Origin of the sequence: Embleya sp. NPDC127516, from assembly GCF_044765325.1 — a bacterium.
Taxonomy (GTDB): domain Bacteria; phylum Actinomycetota; class Actinomycetes; order Streptomycetales; family Streptomycetaceae; genus Embleya.
The window spans coordinates 99942-116599 of record NZ_JBIWJT010000014.1 but is presented as its reverse complement, the minus strand read 5'-3'; the positions used below and the strand labels follow the sequence as shown (position 1 = coordinate 116599).

The 16658-nt window shown below is 69.6% G+C and carries 15 protein-coding genes and 2 pseudogenes; 12 read left to right on the top strand and 5 right to left on the bottom strand.

The window, feature by feature from the left end; translation table 11 throughout:
* Nucleotides 1–66: 66 nt before the first annotated feature.
* Nucleotides 67–775, top strand: a pseudogene (locus ACIRL2_RS26930) (transposase); the annotation flags it as partial.
* A 65-nt stretch (nucleotides 776–840) separates the two neighbouring features.
* Here ACIRL2_RS26930 and ACIRL2_RS26925 read toward each other — a convergent pair.
* The gene (locus ACIRL2_RS26925; protein ID WP_402235116.1) at nucleotides 841–1707 is read right to left on the bottom strand and encodes an NAD(P)-dependent oxidoreductase; all 867 of its coding nucleotides are present in this window, start codon (nucleotides 1705–1707) and stop codon (nucleotides 841–843) included.
* Here ACIRL2_RS26925 and ACIRL2_RS26920 point away from each other — a divergent pair.
* Complete coding sequence (locus ACIRL2_RS26920) at nucleotides 1706–2107, top strand: winged helix-turn-helix transcriptional regulator (RefSeq protein WP_395861546.1); 402 nt, start codon at nucleotides 1706–1708, stop codon at nucleotides 2105–2107. The genes ACIRL2_RS26925 and ACIRL2_RS26920 overlap by 2 nt on opposite strands.
* A 600-nt stretch (nucleotides 2108–2707) precedes the next feature.
* Here the strand turns inward: ACIRL2_RS26920 and ACIRL2_RS26915 are convergent.
* Nucleotides 2708–3001, bottom strand: coding sequence for a DUF1330 domain-containing protein (locus ACIRL2_RS26915; RefSeq protein ID WP_395861548.1), 294 nt, complete (start codon nucleotides 2999–3001; stop codon nucleotides 2708–2710).
* A 187-nt stretch (nucleotides 3002–3188) separates the two neighbouring features.
* Between ACIRL2_RS26915 and ACIRL2_RS26910 the strand changes: the two genes are divergently transcribed.
* The 4 genes and pseudogenes from ACIRL2_RS26910 (at nucleotide 3189) to ACIRL2_RS26895 (ending at nucleotide 7055) form a co-directional block, all read left to right on the top strand.
* Entirely contained in the window at nucleotides 3189–4091 is a 903-nt protein-coding gene (locus ACIRL2_RS26910) for a LysR family transcriptional regulator (protein ID WP_402235112.1), read from the top strand.
* Nucleotides 4092–4453: 362 nt separating this feature from the next.
* Nucleotides 4454–4655 (top strand): annotated as a pseudogene (locus ACIRL2_RS26905) (DUF6009 family protein); the annotation flags it as partial.
* 183 nt (nucleotides 4656–4838) lie between these two features.
* Nucleotides 4839–5501 carry a hypothetical protein gene (locus ACIRL2_RS26900; protein ID WP_402235109.1) on the top strand — a complete coding sequence of 221 codons (663 nt, stop codon included), beginning with the start codon at nucleotides 4839–4841 and terminating at the stop codon, nucleotides 5499–5501.
* A gap of 948 nt (nucleotides 5502–6449) precedes the next feature.
* Entirely contained in the window at nucleotides 6450–7055 is a 606-nt protein-coding gene (locus ACIRL2_RS26895; RefSeq protein WP_395861552.1) for a dihydrofolate reductase family protein, read from the top strand.
* 866 nt (nucleotides 7056–7921) lie between these two features.
* Here ACIRL2_RS26895 and ACIRL2_RS26890 read toward each other — a convergent pair.
* Complete coding sequence (locus tag ACIRL2_RS26890; RefSeq protein WP_395861554.1) at nucleotides 7922–8497, bottom strand: hypothetical protein; 576 nt, start codon at nucleotides 8495–8497, stop codon at nucleotides 7922–7924.
* A gap of 138 nt (nucleotides 8498–8635) precedes the next feature.
* Between ACIRL2_RS26890 and ACIRL2_RS26885 the strand changes: the two genes are divergently transcribed.
* Nucleotides 8636–9064: a YidB family protein gene (locus ACIRL2_RS26885; RefSeq protein WP_402235303.1), complete on the top strand. Its 429-nt coding sequence runs from the start codon at nucleotides 8636–8638 to the stop codon at nucleotides 9062–9064.
* Nucleotides 9065–9424: 360 nt separating this feature from the next.
* Here ACIRL2_RS26885 and ACIRL2_RS26880 read toward each other — a convergent pair whose 3' ends face one another.
* Nucleotides 9425–10756: a hypothetical protein gene (locus ACIRL2_RS26880; protein WP_395861556.1), complete on the bottom strand. Its 1332-nt coding sequence runs from the start codon at nucleotides 10754–10756 to the stop codon at nucleotides 9425–9427.
* Nucleotides 10757–11558: 802 nt separating this feature from the next.
* Here ACIRL2_RS26880 and ACIRL2_RS26875 point away from each other — a divergent pair.
* Nucleotides 11559–12695, top strand: coding sequence for a zinc-binding dehydrogenase (locus tag ACIRL2_RS26875; protein ID WP_402235106.1), 1137 nt, complete (start codon nucleotides 11559–11561; stop codon nucleotides 12693–12695).
* A gap of 1121 nt (nucleotides 12696–13816) precedes the next feature.
* Here the strand turns inward: ACIRL2_RS26875 and ACIRL2_RS26870 are convergent.
* A complete protein-coding gene (locus ACIRL2_RS26870; protein WP_402235103.1) occupies nucleotides 13817–14299 on the bottom strand; it encodes a DUF4279 domain-containing protein in 483 nt (160 codons plus the stop codon).
* Between the two features lie 37 nt (nucleotides 14300–14336).
* On the opposite strand from ACIRL2_RS26870, the gene ACIRL2_RS26865 reads away from it, so the two are divergent.
* The 4 genes from ACIRL2_RS26865 (at nucleotide 14337) to ACIRL2_RS26850 (ending at nucleotide 16649) form a co-directional block, all read left to right on the top strand.
* Complete coding sequence (locus tag ACIRL2_RS26865) at nucleotides 14337–14528, top strand: hypothetical protein (RefSeq protein WP_402235101.1); 192 nt, start codon at nucleotides 14337–14339, stop codon at nucleotides 14526–14528.
* A gap of 181 nt (nucleotides 14529–14709) precedes the next feature.
* Nucleotides 14710–15156, top strand: coding sequence for a DUF6210 family protein (locus ACIRL2_RS26860; RefSeq protein WP_395861565.1), 447 nt, complete (start codon nucleotides 14710–14712; stop codon nucleotides 15154–15156).
* 386 nt (nucleotides 15157–15542) lie between these two features.
* Nucleotides 15543–16112: a hypothetical protein gene (locus ACIRL2_RS26855; protein WP_402235099.1), complete on the top strand. Its 570-nt coding sequence runs from the start codon at nucleotides 15543–15545 to the stop codon at nucleotides 16110–16112.
* 366 nt (nucleotides 16113–16478) lie between these two features.
* A complete protein-coding gene (locus tag ACIRL2_RS26850; RefSeq protein ID WP_395861576.1) occupies nucleotides 16479–16649 on the top strand; it encodes a hypothetical protein in 171 nt (56 codons plus the stop codon).
* Nucleotides 16650–16658: the final 9 nt, after the last annotated feature.

Genomic DNA, 16658 nt, shown 5'->3' with positions numbered 1-16658 from the left:
ACCGCTCACTCTCCGGCCGAGTGGTGCTGTGCGACCTCTTCGGCGCACAGGCCCCGGACCCCTTTCCGGGCTGCGGGGCTCGGCGAGGACATCGTCTTCGCGACCAAGCCGGACTGGCCCGGGTAATGTCGAACGGCTCCTGACCGCCGGACACCGCATGGGCTGGGTCACGGGTGACGAGGTCTACGGCGGTGTCCCGAAACTGCGGACGGCTTTGGAGGAACGCGGCATCGGATACGTCCTTGCCGTGGCCTGCGCGGCCGAAGTGCCCACCGACGCAAGCGCGTTCCGAGCCGATGCCCTGGTGAAGAAGGTGCCGAAACGAGCCTGGCAGAGGCTCGTCTCGGCCGGACGCGGAGCAAAGGGACAGCGGTTCTGCGACTGGGCTGTCATCGGCCCGCCGAAGCGGCACCGGGCCGCCACAGGTGCTGATTCGCCGCAACCGCATCACCGGTGAACTTGCCTACTACCGCTGTCACTCCACCACGCCGGCATCCCTGGCCACCCTGGTCGAGGTCGCAGGTTCCAGATGGCGGGTGGAGGACTTCCGGAGCGGGAAGGGGCCGGTCGGGCTGGATGATCACCAGGCCCGCCGCTACCCTCCTGGGTCCGCCGGACAGCGACGGTGATGAACCGACCTGATCCCGCTGACCTGCAACGCCGACGAACACGCACACCGCCGGCCCATCGACTCAACCGGTCCGCCCGGCGGCGCCGCCACCAGGCACGATCACGAGCCGGTCATTATCGGCGACAAGCCGCATCCCAGACATGAAGATCACGACCTACAGCTGGAGTACCGGATCAACGACGGCGCCCCGTCCCGGTCGAGAGGCGGGTTCAGCCGCGGAGGAGCTCGGCGACGTGGGCGTAGGAGTCGTCCGCGTAACCGGCCGCCATGCCCCGGCGCGCGATCTCATGGGCGGCGGAGATCACCGTACTGTCGACGCCCCGGCTGCGCGAGGCCTCCAGGACATGGGACATGATCGCCGTCGCCGAGCGGAGGTTGGAGCCCCCGGCGGGGTAGTTGCCGGTGTCGACCTGCTCGGCGAACGCGTCGATCACGTCGGGCAGGAGCGCGGCGACGCCCTTGGCGTAGGGGGCCAGCTCGGATGCGGTGACACCCTCGGACCCGGCGAGGGCGAAGGCGTGGACGACACCGGTCAGTGCCGTCCAGAAGATGTCGAGCAGCGCGACGTCGTGCGCCGCCGCACGGCCCGGGGCCGTGCCCAGGTGCACACAGGTGCCGCCGATGGCCCTGAGGGTGTCCCGGTGGCGTTCGTACAGGTCGGCCGGGCCGCTGTGGAGGACCAGGGTGGACGGGCCGCCGACGAGGTACGTCGGAACCATGATCGCGCCGTCGAGATAGCCGATGCCGTGCGCGTCGGCCCACTCGGCGGTGGCGCGGGCGTCGTCGGGGGTTCCGGCGGTGAGGTTGACCAGGGTCCGGCCCTCGAGCTCGGCGGCGTGCGGGGCGATGACGGAACGGACGGCTTCGTGGTCCAGCACGCAGATCACCACGAGGTCGCTCGCCGCGATCGCCTCCGCGGCGGTGCCTGCCTCGACGGCGCCGTTCTCCACCAGGCCGTCCGCCCGACCCGGAGTACGGTTCCAGACGGTTGCGGAATGGCCCGCGGCCAGGAACGCGGAGGCCAGAGCCCGGCCCATCGGGCCCAGGCCGAGAACGGTGACGGGGGAAGCAGACATGGGGAACTCCGAGGTAGTGACGGTGACCGATCCGCACACATGCGGGATGGGTGTGGCCGTCGGGGTGTTCGAGGGCAAGTGGAAGTCGTTCGTCATGTGGGCGCTCTCCGAGCGTCCGCGCCGCTTCGGGGAGACCAGGCGGCTGGTCACCGGCATCAGCGAGAAGGTGCTGACCCAGCAGCTCCGGGAGCTCCAGGCCGACGGGATCGTGCACCGGGAGGACTACGACGAGGTGCCGCCCCGGGTCGAGTACTCGCTGACCGAACGGGGCCGTCGGCTCTACGAACTGCTGGAACTGCTCTCCGCCTGGGGTCGGGACCACCTGGCCGCGAGGACAGGGGCGGTATCGGACGACGGACTGGGCGCGCCTCAGCAAGACTTCCCGGTCGCCGGTCCTTGATCAAGTACGCACCTTCAGGTACGTGCCCACGTCGCCCTCCCGCCTTGGCGTTCGTCGCCCCGGGGCGGTACGCCGACGGCCGGCGACGGGGCCACCGGCCGCTCGCCGGGTGTGAGATCCGGTGGGACGGCGGGCAGCAACAGGCCCCTACCGCCGGCGCCCCGGGCTGCTTCGACAACAGAGGAACCGCAGATCGAAACCCCTCGAAAGAGGTCTCGACCTGCGGTTCTTCAAACTGTTTGTCAGTAGTACTCCGAGTAGCCCCGACGGGGCACACGGCAGAGGGATGCAGGATGCGCCCCCGGTCATCGAAGCCTTTGTTCGCTGGACCGATCTGTCGTGTGAGAAGCGGTTCCCGGTTCGCGGTTCGCGGTTCGCTTCGGGCGAGGGTGGGTTTCGTCGACGAGGTCAGCGAGACGGTCCGGCCGGCCCGGACGTCGCGTCGCTTCTTCGATCCGCCCGACAGGGATCAGGCCGTCGAGGACGTCGACGACGAACCGGGACGCGGGGCATGGCTTCGAAGTCGTCTCGTGAGTCGTCGTACGGCAGCGTGTGCGTATCGGGTGACGGATGCTCGGCGATGGCTGGGCGGCCGGCCGGTCAGTCGATGCTGTCGATGATGCGGAAGTCGCGCTCGTAGCCGTCGGGGAGAGCCACCAGCGCCTTCTGGTATGCCTCGCTCTCGTATGCCGCGACGGCCTGTTCGAAGTTGTCGAACTCGATCAGAACGACGCGTTGCGTGATTCCGGCCTCGTGGGCGACGACTCGACCGCCGACGGACAGGGTGCGTCCGCCCCCGGCCCGGACGGCGGGACCGGCCAGCTTGTCGTAGGCAGTCAGCGCCTCGGGGTCGGAAATGGCGGGGTAGACGCTGACCCAGTAGCCCTTGGCCATGGAAACCTCCTGTGTTCGGCCGGATACGTCCGACTTCGAATCGACACTCGGATCGATCGATCCGGCGACCGGTACTGCGGTCGGTTGGATCGTCATATGCGCAGGCTAGGGCTGGATGTGCGGTCGAGGGAAAGACCGATACGGGATAGACTCAGAACGGATCGTTATCAATCGGCAGGGAGGGCGCGTGGCGCCGGATACGGTGAGCCTGCGGTACTTCCTGGTGCTGGCGCAGGAGTTGAACTTCACCCGCGCGGCCGCACGGATCGGTATCGCACAGCCCGCACTCAGCGCCCGGATGCGCCGACTGGAGGCGGAACTCGGTACGGCCCTGCTGGTCCGCAACACGCGGAGCGTCGTATTGACCGCGGCCGGTGCGGCTTTGGCGGAGTCCGCGCCGCCCGCGCTGGCGGCGCTGGACCGGGCATGGGACACCGCCCGGAGCGCGGCGGCCGGCCAACTGGGCACGCTGCGCATCGGATACAGCCTCAGCACCGGGGCCGAGACGGCACCGGCCCTGGTGGACGGGCTGATTCGCGGCAACAGCGGACTCGAGGTCGGCGCGGTCCCGATGGCGACACCGGAGATCTCCCCCGCGGTCGCCGACGGCCGCATCGATGCCGGGATCACCCGCGGTGAACAACCGGGCCGTGGCGTGCGCCGGTTCCTGCTGCGGCGTCAGCGCGTCGGGGTCCAACTGGCGCAGCACCATCCGCTGGCCGAACACCCGGAGATCGAGATCGCCGACGCGGCCGCGTATCCGCTGCGACTCCCGGACCGTGCGGCCAACCCCGTGATCCACGAGCAGCTGTCCGCACTGTTCCGAGACACCCGACCACACCCCCGATTCCACACGCCCGCAGTCTCTTTCGACATGTCTCAGCGCGACCTGCGCGACGGCGTCACCCTCGCCCCGGCCGGAGAAGCCGCGGCCACGGCACAACCGGCCGGTCTCACCTGGCGACCGCTGCGAGGCGCGCCAAGCCTGACGATCCACCTGGTCCTCCCACGCGAGCAGTCGCCGCTACACCGCCGCATCCGTGCCGTCGCCAAAACCCTGGCGCACGAGTTGCACTGGCTGCCGGACTGACGCGCAAGAGGTCGAGCGAGACGCACGCCTGCGGTGGCGAGGCCGAAGACCTTGCGCTCGGCGGACTTCGCGGTGATCACGACGACGACGGCGGTCTTGCCGAATGTCCGACACGACTTCGCCACGCCGGCGGATCAGCATCCTGCGATGGCCCCGGGTCCGGTCCGAGTCGTACACCGCGGCGACGTCCTCGCCCAGCCCGAGATCTCGTGGGAGCGAACACGGGGCACGACCTCATCAGCCCCGCGAACGCGGGGATCGTTCCGCAGCGACGAACTTCCCGGCGGAACGGCCCGCGTTCCACCGGGCCCATGGTGTGCGGCTCCCGATCGCGACGGGCCCGAGTCGTTCTTCCCGCAGGCATGGTCGGGTACATCGAACTCGACAAGACCGCCGAAGTCGACCCCGACAGCGGCCTGCAACTGCGCAGGGTCTTCTTCCTCCTCCCGCACGACCGGGACAGCGAGCCAGAGGGCCCCTACCAGGCAGGCGCGCCCGGAGAGGCGGTCGGACCCGCGCACCATCGCCCCCAGGCGCTTCGGCGAGAAGACCACCCGCTCTTAGCGATGCTCCGCCGCGACAGCGCCGGCCGGCCACTGAAGCCCGCACGAGGGGGGCGCACTCCCGGTCCGAGGAAGGCCTGTGCGGGAGCAGTCGAGAGCGTTTTGTCCACCAGGTGCGGTGGTGTGGAGATCACGATGGGTTCTCGGCCGTGGTGCAAGACGTTTTCGGCCGTAGCCTCTCACCATGCAGTCCACTCTGATGATCTACGACGGCACCGTACCGGCCGATTCCGGCGTCCTGCGGACCGGGGGAGTGCCGCTGGCTCCTGCGGGATTCAGCTGGCCCATATGCGGGTCCTTTTGCGGCGGGCCGCTGCAGTTCTTCGCCCATCTTCCCGTCGAGTACGGCGTTCTGTCGGTGTTCGTGTGCCAGAACGATCCCGGCGCGTGCGAGTTCTGGGACGCGACGTCCGGCGGGAACCGGGTCCATCTGTTTCCCCGGGAGGAACTGCGGCCGGTCGAGGTGCCCGCGACGGGCGTCACGCTGCTGCCCGCCGCCTCGGCCATCCGCACCCACGTCGTGACGCTCGACCCCGCGGAGGACGGCGAAGACGGCGATGACGACGAAGTCGCGCCCGACGCGTACGACCTCGCCCGCTCGGGGTGGAAACGGGAGCCCGAAGAACGATTCGGGAGGCAACGCGAAGTGCTCGGGTCACTCGGAGGCAGCCCCTCCTACCTCGAGGACGACCGACTGCCCGCATGCCCCTCCTGCACCGGCACGATGGAGTTCGCGGCACACCTGGAGGAGGGAATCTCCGCGCAGACCGCGATGAACCTCGGCGGCCAACTGGGCTACGTCTTCGTCTGCCGCGACTGCCGCGAAGGTGCCTTCCTCACGAACTGAGCGGCACACCCCACGCAGCCGACGCTCCGTCGGCCGCCCACCGGCGGCCGACGGAGGCTTGGCGCCGGTTCCGTTTCGACGCCTCGACGCCCTGCGGCGCTCCTGCCCGAGCCGGACAACCTTCCTGCGGCATCGAGGTGACCACAGTGCCCCGGGCGCCACGCGGTCGGCCGTGGGACTCGGCGAACGCCTTGTCCACACCGCGGACGCCCCGCGTCGACTCGGCCGGGCCGAGTCCTCGTCGGCGTCCTGGTCTCCGCCACGCCCACGATCCGCCGGGCCACGTCCACCTCGGTCGCGACACGAATCGGCGAACCGCCTGAGCGTGGCGGTCTTTTCGGCGTTCCCACCGGGTGGACGGGGGAGCCGCGCCCGTAAGTTTCCAGCGCTCGGGAGCACGGTCGTTGGACGCCGTCGCGCTGAAGAGCCGCACCGAGCGCGCGTCGGCCCGGGCCGGGTTGCCACCCAACGCCGGGCGCCGGTGACGGTGCGCCACTGGTCGATGCCGACAAGCGCCGGGGCACCGGGCGCGGACCACTCGGGCGCGGCGTCGGCGGCCAGGCGTGCGGGCCCCGTTGAGTCTGCCAGGCCCGCACGGGGCAGACCTCCGGCTCGCGCCGGCGCAGGATCCGCGCGTCGCGGACCGAGTGCTTCGTCTTGCCGGTGAGAGTGGTCACACGAACCAGGCCGCGCGGGTGGGGCGCGACGTCGCGGGCGAAAAGTCCGGCGGGGTCCTGGGCGCGGGCGGCGTAGTGCACGGCGGCGAGGATGAGCGTGCGGTCGTGGTGTCCGGTGAGGGTGTCAGGGCAAGGCCCGCACCACAGTATACAGTTCTCCGATTACTGACTGTGATGATTTTGAGCCTGTCATCGAAACATTCGGACGGACCGATGAGTTTGTGGCCCGCGGCCGGTCCAAGCTCGTGACACCCGAGGAAAGGACACCGTCATGTCGGAGCTTCTCGTCGATTTCATCACCTCGCTCGACGGCTACGCGTCGGGGGAGGGTTGGCCCGGGTTCTGGGGTCTCGAGGGCCCGGAGTACCTCGGTTGGCTCGGTGAGCAGCCTGAGGTCACCTACCTGATGGGAGCGAACACCTACCGCCAGATGTCGGGCTTCGCCGCCGGCGAGGTCCCGGATGGTCAGGACGAGTTCAGGGCCGAGGAAGAGGCGTCCGTCGACGGGCTCACGCAAGCGTCCAAGGTGGTGTTCTCGTCCTCGCTCGAGGAGCCACTGACGTGGGCCAACTCCACGCTCGTCCGCGACGACGCCGTCGAGACGGTCCGCGCCATGAAGGAGAACGGCTCGGGGCTCCTCAGCACGATCGGCAGCCTCAGCCTGTGCCGGTCCCTGCTGCGGGCCGGACTCGTCGACCGCTTCCGGGTCGGCATGTTCCCGGTGATCACCGGGGCCACGGGCGCGGAACGCATCTACGACGGCTACCCGGACGTCGCCCTCGAGATGATCGAGCACCGGACCTTCGACGGCCGCATCCAACTGGTCGAGTACAAGCCACGCGTGCTCGAACACCCGCCGCTCGGCGCCCCTGCGTGACGTCACTCCGTCCGAGGCGTCGAACGCCACCGCCCGCAGCCTCTTCCAAGTGATCGAACCGGCGAGACCGGCCCCTGTACGGGCACGACTTGGTCGACCTCGCGCTGCGCCCGGCGACGACGACCACCGTGCGCCTGACCGGGTGGGCGCACGACGTCCGTCCGCAGGACTTGGTCCGAATCGCCCTGCGGTCCGCCCCAACCGCACACCGCGACCGCAGGGCGGTGTGCGGTTGACTCGCGGCGGGCCGGCGCCGCGATGGTCGGTTGGATGGGCTCGCGTGTGACGAACCTGTGCATGCAGCGATTGCATCGGAACTCGTCGCCGGGTGGTGGTACGCGACCGCCTCGGCCGTTCGCGCGCGACCGCCTGAACTGCCGGGGGTCGGCGCGCCGCGCGCAATCCGTACACCTTGAAGGGGAGCGAACTCCCGACACAGGTCGTGCGGAACGACCTGCACCCGTCCCGGTGCGTGTCGCCTTCGATGGAGCGGGCGTTCCGACCGGCAGCCGCGACATGGGCACACCGGTGGGGACGGGTGGCCTCCGCCTGCCCGTGGCGACCACGTGGCGGGTGGAGGGAGTAACGGTTCCCCATTGTTTGTGTGCGGCCTGGAACGCCATGCCGCCCCCCTGTGCTCTCGTGAGACCAGTCCTTGTAGGCCATCGTGCTGACTCTCTCCGCAATCCCCAGCAGGCGGCCGTCGATCAAGTCCAGCTCGCGGGATGTGTCGGGCAGTTCGGGCGAGGCGGAGCGAGATCGACAGCAGTGCGTAGACGACGGCGTCCGTCTTGGGGTCGTCGGCGAAGTGGTCGAGTCTTTCCTCGGCCAGGCGGGCGCGCGACCTCGAAGCCGCCGGTATCGTCTCAGGCTTCCGCTCTGACGATGACTACGCAATGGCCTGCGCCCCGGCCGACGACTGCGGCATCGAAGGGGGCAACGGTTACGGGTACCCATATTCCGCCGGGCGACCAACGCGCGCCTTCCGGGGCCTTCGACAACGGCTCGGGTGGATAGCCTTCGCCCCGCACGCCCCGCACGACATAGTCACCGTTCGCCCGCCAGTCACCCTCGGGGCCCAGCAACTCGACCAAGTCATCCGCCAACGCGCGGGCCCTGGCAACGAACTCCTCGGGTGGGCCCCCGTCCATCGCCAGAAAACGGGTCAGTGTCGCCATGATCCACAAGGGTGCGCTGTCGACGGTGAGCCTGAGGCGCAGGGCCGCATCCAGTTCAGCGGGGTCTCGCGGGCCGTCATGGGCGTCTCCGGGTGGCTGACGATGGACCAGTCCCGTGGGTTCCAGGACGCCCCAACATGCCTCGCCGTGGCTTCGCGGGCCGTCCGGCATCATCGCGCCGACCCGCTCATCGTCGTCGGCCCATTCGCTCAGTCGCTTGCCTACATGTGCCGCATCCGGTGGGAGCGTGCTCGACTCGTCCATGGGCCCAATCCTGCCGCCAGACAAGGCGGAGGGCGGTGCGGTGACGGCCAACTGTCCAAGGTCCGCGCTTTCTGACCTTTCGGCCATCATCCTCCGCAACGAAGGGCAGCAAGCCGTACAAGCACCGTCGGCCCGGCCATCAGCCTGGCCGAAGCCGGCCTGAAGTCTCGGGTTCGGTCGTGGGTCGGCGACGGCCCCAACGAGGCGATCACAGCCGACCGGATCGTTTCGGTCGTCGGTGAGGACCAACTCGCCCGAGCCGCCGAAAGTTTGGGGAGGCGGCCCGGGGAGTCGGCCGTGGACCTCGCCGCCCGCCTCCCCGGGCTCGTCGACGCTGCCGCGCCCGACACCCCGGCCACCGCCGACATCGAGGGTGGGTTCCCCGGTCCCCGGATCCGCTGGGCCTCCAGCACGGCGGCGACAGCCTGGACCTGTCCAACGAGGTGCCGATCGACGGCCTGTCGATCATCGACGTCAAGTACCTCTGGAGGCGGCGCCCGGGAATTGCGGCGGATCGAGACCGCCGCTCCGGCTGGGGTCGCTTTCTGGGGCGGCCGCGGCCGGTAATCTCGTCGGACCCGGCACGATGGCGACGGGGCTCGCCCCCGTCGGGCTCACCGCTTCTCGATTGGCGGGTCGGGAAGTTGTGAGGAACGACGGCGACCGTGTCTTCGTGCGGAGAAGCCACCGAGGACGACACCGTGCCCGCGGATCGAAGCACTCATGGCAGCAACAGAATCCACGCGGCGGGTCCGGCGAACCGCGACGTCGACGACATCCTCTGCGTCTCCGTCCTGCTGCCGCCGGGGCCGGGGCCGGGGCCGGGGACGCCGCCGACCTGCGGCCCGTCCCCGCACCCTTTGGGAACAAGCCGCCGCGCGGCGATCCGCGGGCGGCCGATGTCCCGTGCTGTCCGATTCGTCGGTATCAGTGGACGATTCGCTCCACGATCCAGTCGACCAGTGTCTTGGTCACCTGGCTGTGCACGGTGTTCTCCCTGTCGCACTTGAACTCGTCGAGTGCGCTCTTCTCGTCGGCCGCTTCGACCTTCTCGTACGGGTTGACGTCCCACCGGGCCGGGTCGTAGTCCAGAGCGACCGCACTCACCGAGGGGACGAAGCAGCTGAACTTGTAGGTTTCCGGGAGGTCGGCTCCGAGTGCGGCGGCGATCTTGCCGAAGGAGTCGAGGGTGCCGCCGGGGGCGCCGTCGAGGCCGGGAACGTGCGAGGTGAAGCCCCGTCGGACCTGGCCGACGGCCCGCATCTCACCGATCGGCTCGCGCGTCCCGCCGTCGGGCTGGAAGTTCGCCCGGGCGTAGACGATCAGTGGTACCTGCCGCTTGAACACCTCCGTGCCCGCCGGCAGGTCACGGCCGGTGCCGTCGCCGGTGCCGTTGGCCACGCCCAGCTTGCGCGGACGTTGCGGGAACCGGCCGAGGTCTTCCAGCTCGGCCAGGAATTGCGTGCGCAATTCGCTGGAGGTGGCGACGGGGCCTTCGTATTTCGCGTCCGGCACCCATGCGTACAGCAGTTGCTGCGCGGCAGGGCTCCTGATCAGCTCGGCCTCCTTGACCTTGCCGGGCGCGGCCGGCAGCGACTCGAAGAAGTAGGCCATCTGCTGGAGGATCAGCGGGATCCAGGCGCCGTTGTGGGGGGAGTCCCAGGAGAGATAGGTCGCGGTCTGGTGGTCCTGCTGCCGGCTCTCCATCTCGGCGAGGGCGTAGCGGGTGATGATGCCGCCCATGCTGACTCCGCCGACGATCAGCGGCTCACTGCCCTGCCTCTCTTGGATGACCTTGTTGATGGCGCTGATCACCACCCCGGCGTTGGCCTGGATGTAGGTGTGCCGCTCCTCGAAGCCGACCAGGACGACGTCGATGCCCGCGGTGAGCAGCTGCTCGAGGAACCCCACGCTGCTGCCCGGGTAGGGCGCGTTGAAGTGGGCAAACAGTCCCGGGAGGTCACTGCGGCCGTAGTTGAAACCGTCCGCGAAGATGAACGGCCGCTGCAACTCCTTGTGGCCGTCGGCGAGGTAGACCGCGGCTTCGCCGACGGCCACCTCCCGCCGGTACGGTCGGGCGGACCGGAGCGGCCAAATGTGCTTGGGCTTCCGGTCGCCGTCGCGCGCGACGGCCATCGGGGTGCCGAACCAAGGGCCTTGCGGCAGGTTCCCGGCGAACTCCGCCACCTGGTCCGCCGAGGACTTCTCCTCGTCCTGCTTCCACGTCAGTTCGACGTCGATCCTGGCTTCCTGTGTCATGGGACAGCTACCACCTCTGCGTAGATGTTGTTCACGTGGCCCCCAAAGGCCGTCGCGATCACGTGCGAGCGGGCGATCGGTGCGCGGATTTGTCACACCTCCGGCAGCGGATGGGATTCGCTGCATGCCCTCACAGTGATCGAATGTAACTGAATTGTTACCGATTGTGGCGGAGGTTCGCGCGGAGCATCCGCTTCGCCGCCCAGGCATCCTTCGGGATCCGGACGGCGCGACATGGCGGCCGCCGGCCTTCCCGCAGCACGACCGTCGGCTCGGTCCGATCCGGGGACAGGCAGTAGTCCATGGCCCGGCCCGTGGGGCACCGGCCCTCGGTCTCTGCACGGGGACGGGACTCCTGCCGTTTGCGATCCCCAACCGCCTGTCTCGACCGTATGACCTGGCGGTGGTTGCGTGTGCTCTCCGGAATACCGGCCGGGGCAGTGGAACCTCGCGCCCAGCGGCTTGGTCGTGCGCCGGCGAGGACGGGGTTCACGGTCGGGATTCCTGTGTCGGCCGCCGCCTTCGGCTCACTGACCGGACGAGGTAGGAGTTGGAGGATGAGCGGAACGAACTCGTCCAGGCAACCCGCGACTCCGGTTCGCCGGTCTCTCAGGGACGACTGAAGCATCGAAAGCCAACGATTGATCTTGGTGTCGATGTTCTCCTGGCGGAGGCTTGACCGTTGCGGTTCACCGGCCTCCCGCCGCTGGATCCGGTCCCGCGGTGTGCGCTGTTAGTGTCCCTGGCCACGCAATGGCGTCGGCCGGGCGGAGCCGCGGTCGGCCGGACGGGGGAGTACCGCATGGCAAAGATGCCGCGCATGCCAGGAATCGAGTGTCTGGCGGCCCACGGCCGGCAGGCCGATGTGGAGGCGGCCATCAGGAGGGATCCGTCGGCCTTCGCCGACGCGGTTCGATACGCGCCGCACGTCCCACAGCCGCTTTCGGACGCCGCGATCGCAGTCGGCGGCGAATGGATCGGGGCGCTGGCGCGCAATACGGATGCCGTTGCCGAGGACCCCGTCCTCCGTCGGCGGCTCGCCGGCACCGGGCACCCGCTGGTCGCCCGGGCCGTTTTCGAGAACGAGTACGGGCCCTGGGACAGCGTCGATCTGCGGGCGTTGCTGGCCGCGGCCGACGGTGCCGACCCGGATTGGAAGCCCCGGTTGTCCCGGCTCCGCGCCCTGACCCGCACCCGGGAGAACGAGGGCCGGCTCGGTGCCGTTGCCCTGTTGCGTGCCACGTGGTCGGGTGGCAGCACCGGGCTGCGCGCAGGTGACCGCGTCATCGCCATGTCGCATCAACTCGGCTCAGGCCGCGGGACCTGGGCCGACCTGGTCGCCCTTCCCGCCCAGGCAGTCGCCGCCGCGCCGCGGTCCGTCAGTCTGGCCCAGGCGGCCACGCTGCCGCTGCCCGGACTCACAGCTTTGCAGACGCTGGACTGGCTGGCCGTCAAGTCCGGTGAGCGGCTGCTGATCGCCGGCGCCGCAGGGGCGGTCGGCGGACTGGCTTTGCAAATCGCCCGCGCACGCGGCGCCCGGGTCGATGCGCTGGTCTCCCGGGATGCGCAGGGAGCCTTCGCACGCGCTCACGGTGCCGATTTCGTCACCACCGACCGCAATACTCTGCAAGACCGTCACTATGACGCAGTCTTCGACACCTTCGGGGCATTCGTGACCGAAGCGGTGGCCGACGGAGGCCGATACGCGTCGATCGCCACCCAGGCCGGTCCAGTCCCCGACATGTCCTCCCGCAGCGTGCGTACCACCGTCAACCAGGTGCACGAGGACGGCACGGGGCTGGACGAACTGGCCAGGCTCGTCGACGACGGCTCCCTGCGGCCGCGCATGGCCTCCGTTTTCGGCCTCCAAGAGATCCAGGCAGCACACGCTCGTTTTCTCCAGGGCGGCTTGGCAGGAAAGATCGCCGTGGTCTTCTGACCCGGCATCCCGATCTCCGGCTCAAGTGCCGGGGGTTCCGAGGAATCCCCGAGCGGGAGGACCTTTCACGAGCCCCATCACTCCGCACGTTCATCGGGTTTGCGTCACTTTCCGGGATTTGCCACGGTGAGTGACGGGGCGGGGCAGCGGCGCGTGCGTCGATTGTGGGCGCCAGAGTACGTCCGGGCCGTACGCCCCTTGGCCTGACGCTCCGTCAACTCTCTTCCCGGAGCTCGTCTCGGTGCCGTCTCGTCCGCACGGTCGGGGCATGGAGATCACGTGGTCCGGCTGGGCCGGACTGTTGTTCCCGGGGGTAGCCGGGGTCCGTGTCGAGAGGGTGAGATCGCCTCCCGCCGGGTCCGGGTCCGGGTCGAACCAAATGCCGCGAGCGCCGCGTGCCCGGGTGCCTGGGTGCCTGGGTGCCCGGGTGCCCGGGCACCCAGGCCCCGCACCCAGGATCCCCGCGATGGCCGTAGAGATCGCCTACGAGACGCACGCCACCACCACCGACAACGAGGCGGGCTTCGCCACCGGCTGGTTCCCCGGCCGGCTCTCGGAACTCGGTCGTCGCGAGGCCGCGGAACTCGGCGAACGTCGACGTGCCTGCCGGCGCCAGATCGTGGTCGGCGACAAGGTCGTGAACACCCGGAACGGCAGCCGCAAGTCCTGGGCCCCGCAGACCACCGAGACGCGGGGATCGACGGAGAGCGAGAAGCCTCATGACGAGCGTCGCGCCCATGGAGACCACCAGCTTGGGTCGGGAGGTCGCCGTCCTGCCCACCCCCGAGGACGCAGTCCAGTCGGCGGAGGGCGATCTCGCCGCCGACCCGGAGCGCTGGGTCAACCAGGGCATCGTCTGCGACGAGTACCAAGACTTCCGGACCTTACACAGGTCGAACCCTCGAGGTTACGGCTCCGTCCGGCACACATGCGCCGGAACATGTGCGCTTTGGAAATGCCGCCTTGATCACCTGGAACAGCGCGGAGGAGCCGTCCTCGGGCAGCGGCAGCCAGCCGAGTTCGTAGACCCATGCGGATTTCCGCATAGGTCGACCTCCGCCGAACCCGCGAGTATGCCGAGCGTGGGGGCAGAGCTGGTTGGTCGGAGCGGCTGAAAGGGCTCAGTCTTCGGCATGGTCCGGGGTCATGTCGTACTCGTCGATGTCGAGGACGGTTCCGGTGGTCTGCAGGAAGTCGAGCACTTCGCGGTCGAGATGCCAGCCGAACAGGTTCGGTGGGGTCCCGCCGTCCCGGCTGTCGGGATGACCGGGGGGACCCGGTTCGTCGTTGAAACGTCGGACGACTTCCAGGACGGCGCTGGGGCCTTCCCGCTCTTCGGCGTCCAAGCGGCGTGCGAGCGCGGCGATGGCTTCGGTGCGGGGAGCGAGGCGTGCGAGCACGAGGGTGATCTGCTCGTCGACACGTAGGCCCGGTTCGCGGCAGACGACTTTCCAACGGTGGAGCACCGGAATGGCTTTGGGGTCGGTCGTGCGGCTTCCGCGGACCGTGGTCTCGTCGGGTTCGAGACCGAGAATGGCTGTCATCTCCGCAGCGGTCGTGTAGCGGCTGGACAGCGCGAAGTAGACGTACTGGTTGACGGGCATGGGGGAAGAATAGGGGCCGCACCTCACCCCGGTTGCCGTGTGTGGCCTCACCCACGGCGTCGGAGCCTTCCCCGGCAGCCTGTGCGCCGGGCTGAGCCCGCAGAGGGAGGAGCGGCTCGTCGGGTTGTGGCCGGCGTTCGGGCAGGGCGGCGAACTCGGGATGACCGATTTCGAGGCCCATCCGATGGAGACCGTCACGGCCATGGAGAGGTGGCCGACCGCCCCCTGAGCACCCCCCGAGGTCCCAGGCGGCAAGGTCACCGGCAGTCGGAAACTCACGGGCGGGCGCACCATCACGCCGTACGGGGGATAGCTGTCGACGACCGCCGTGCCGAGAACGCCACGCGTGGAAGGAGCGTAGCCACGGAAAACGCGGAGACACCGCGGGCGCGGGATTGCAGCATGCGGTGATGGAACAACGCCGCGCGCTTCGTGTCGATCTCGATCACCTCGACCTCCTCGAACACGATTGGTTGTTCGTGGTGCTGGAGGCCCCTACCGGTACGGTCTACCACCTTCAGACGTGCGGGACCTCGTGCGTGCAGAGCGAGGTCGAGGGCAGTCTGGTGCCCGTGCAGGCCCCCGACTCGTACGCGGCCCTGAACGACCTGTTCGTGCGGGAGTTTGCGGGGACCGGCGGCCCGAGGACCTGGACCCAGATCGACCTCGCCGCACTCCGCGCGGCTGTGGCCCCGATCAGGCTCCCCCTCGGCACCGCCCCGGCCTTCTTCGACCTCGGCCACCCCGGTACACCCGTGCAGGTCGACGAATCCCGCCTGGCCGAGGCAACGGAGGCGTGGATCCCCGTGACCACCGAGTTCGGAAACGGCATCCTCGTGTGGCCCAACTCCGACTGACCGACTGTCAGCCGGCACGCCTAGGCTCCGTTCGTCCTGATCGCGGTTGGGCGATCGGTGAGGCGACGGACGACGAGAGACCACGCCGCGCGTGGTCGCTGATGGGGGAGCGTTGCGGTGTCCGAAGGCGTGACCGTGAAGGACGATCGCCGGCCCGGGTGGCCGCAGGCGGGGGTGGGCACCGTGCGCACCGCCATGGGCGCGATGTCACAGGAGGACAAGGACAGGTTCCCCCACGACGCGCTCCCGTGGCACCGGTTCCCGCACTTCGTCGGGGACGGTCTCGCCCGGTTGTGCCTGGTGGACGACCCCGTCTCCGACGAACTCCGCGCCCTCCTCGGCGACCCTCGCATCGAGCAACACGGCGCCCTGGTCCGGCAGGTGCCATGGCTCCTTTGGATGGCGTGGACATCGCGGCCGGGGGAGTCGTGGTGGGTGCGAGCTTCTTCTGGCGGCGGTTGCCCGGTGGGACGGTGGCAGGTGGGTCCGCGCGGGAGTTGGAGGAGATGGTGCCGTACTGGCACGACCGGGAGTTCGCTTCGCTTCGGGATGCGGGCATGGTGCTGGGGGTCGAGCGCATCGGCGACGTGATGCACGCGGTGCTCACCTTCGACGACCGGGAGGAAGGGGCGTGCGAACTCCCCGTCTACGGAGGCGAGGTACGCGAGGAGGGAGAGGAACACCCGGAGTACGGGTTCCTCGGCGCCGTGGTGTGGGTGCTCGAGCCTCCGCAGGTTCGCGAGGCGGCGTGGTTCCTGCGCGGCGTCGACGTCGCGCAGCGCGTTCGGGAGGTGGAATCGGTGTTCACCGACGACGAGGACTCGCCGCTGGACCTCCTGATGCCGTGGGACGACGACGTGAGGCGGGCGTTGCACGAGGGACTCGTTCGTCTCGCAACGTTCTTCGTCGCCGCTGCAGCTGCGGGTGACGCCGTGGTCAAACGCCAGTCGGCATAAACCCGCCCATTGCCGGTCCGGACCCCGGAGCGACGCCTCCCGCGTCGTGCCGGACCTGTCGATGGACCCCCACTTCGGACACCAACGGAGCACGCCCTGGGCACGTGGGACATCGAGCCTTTCGAGTACGACATGGCCGCCGACTTCGCCCTCACCTTGGGCGAGGCGTCCCTGGACCGGCGCGAGGCGCTCGTGCGGGCCGCGCCCACCCGCGTGGACCGCGCCCGAAACTGCCGAAGCCCGGGCGGGAGGAGGTGGTGGCCGCCGCCGCGCTCGTCGCGGCACACTGCCCGGGCGGCGACCCGATCGGCACGGTCCACGGTCCCGCCGAAGCCCTCCCGATCTTCTCGGACGATCTTCGGGGTCTTGCCCGTCGCTGCGCTCGACCGGGTGATCGCCGAGGACTCCGAGTTCGCCGCACTGTGGGACGAGACCCCCGACGGCCCGAAGCGGCGGGCAGGCATTCGCCGCCTGCGCGCCGTCCTGGCCCCGGAGTTCGAGGCCCGGGCTGAGCCGCTGTTCGAACCCCGGGGGTGAACGCGACGA

Bases quoted from the DNA above. Each gene is read 5' to 3' on its own strand.
- ACIRL2_RS26920 (WP_395861546.1), top strand. From the start codon at position 1,706: ATGGGGAACTCCGAGGTAGTGACGGTGACCGATCCGCACACATGCGGG.
- ACIRL2_RS26925 (WP_402235116.1), bottom strand. From the start codon at position 1,707: ATGTCTGCTTCCCCCGTCACCGTTCTCGGCCTGGGCCCGATGGGCCGG.
- ACIRL2_RS26915 (WP_395861548.1), bottom strand. From the start codon at position 3,001: ATGGCCAAGGGCTACTGGGTCAGCGTCTACCCCGCCATTTCCGACCCC.
- ACIRL2_RS26900 (WP_402235109.1), top strand. From the start codon at position 4,839: ATGCAGTCCACTCTGATGATCTACGACGGCACCGTACCGGCCGATTCC.
- ACIRL2_RS26895 (WP_395861552.1), top strand. From the start codon at position 6,450: ATGTCGGAGCTTCTCGTCGATTTCATCACCTCGCTCGACGGCTACGCG.
- ACIRL2_RS26890 (WP_395861554.1), bottom strand. From the start codon at position 8,497: ATGGACGAGTCGAGCACGCTCCCACCGGATGCGGCACATGTAGGCAAG.
- ACIRL2_RS26880 (WP_395861556.1), bottom strand. From the start codon at position 10,756: ATGACACAGGAAGCCAGGATCGACGTCGAACTGACGTGGAAGCAGGAC.
- ACIRL2_RS26875 (WP_402235106.1), top strand. From the start codon at position 11,559: ATGGCAAAGATGCCGCGCATGCCAGGAATCGAGTGTCTGGCGGCCCAC.
- ACIRL2_RS26870 (WP_402235103.1), bottom strand. From the start codon at position 14,299: ATGCCCGTCAACCAGTACGTCTACTTCGCGCTGTCCAGCCGCTACACG.
- ACIRL2_RS26860 (WP_395861565.1), top strand. From the start codon at position 14,710: ATGGAACAACGCCGCGCGCTTCGTGTCGATCTCGATCACCTCGACCTC.
- ACIRL2_RS26855 (WP_402235099.1), top strand. From the start codon at position 15,543: ATGGCTCCTTTGGATGGCGTGGACATCGCGGCCGGGGGAGTCGTGGTG.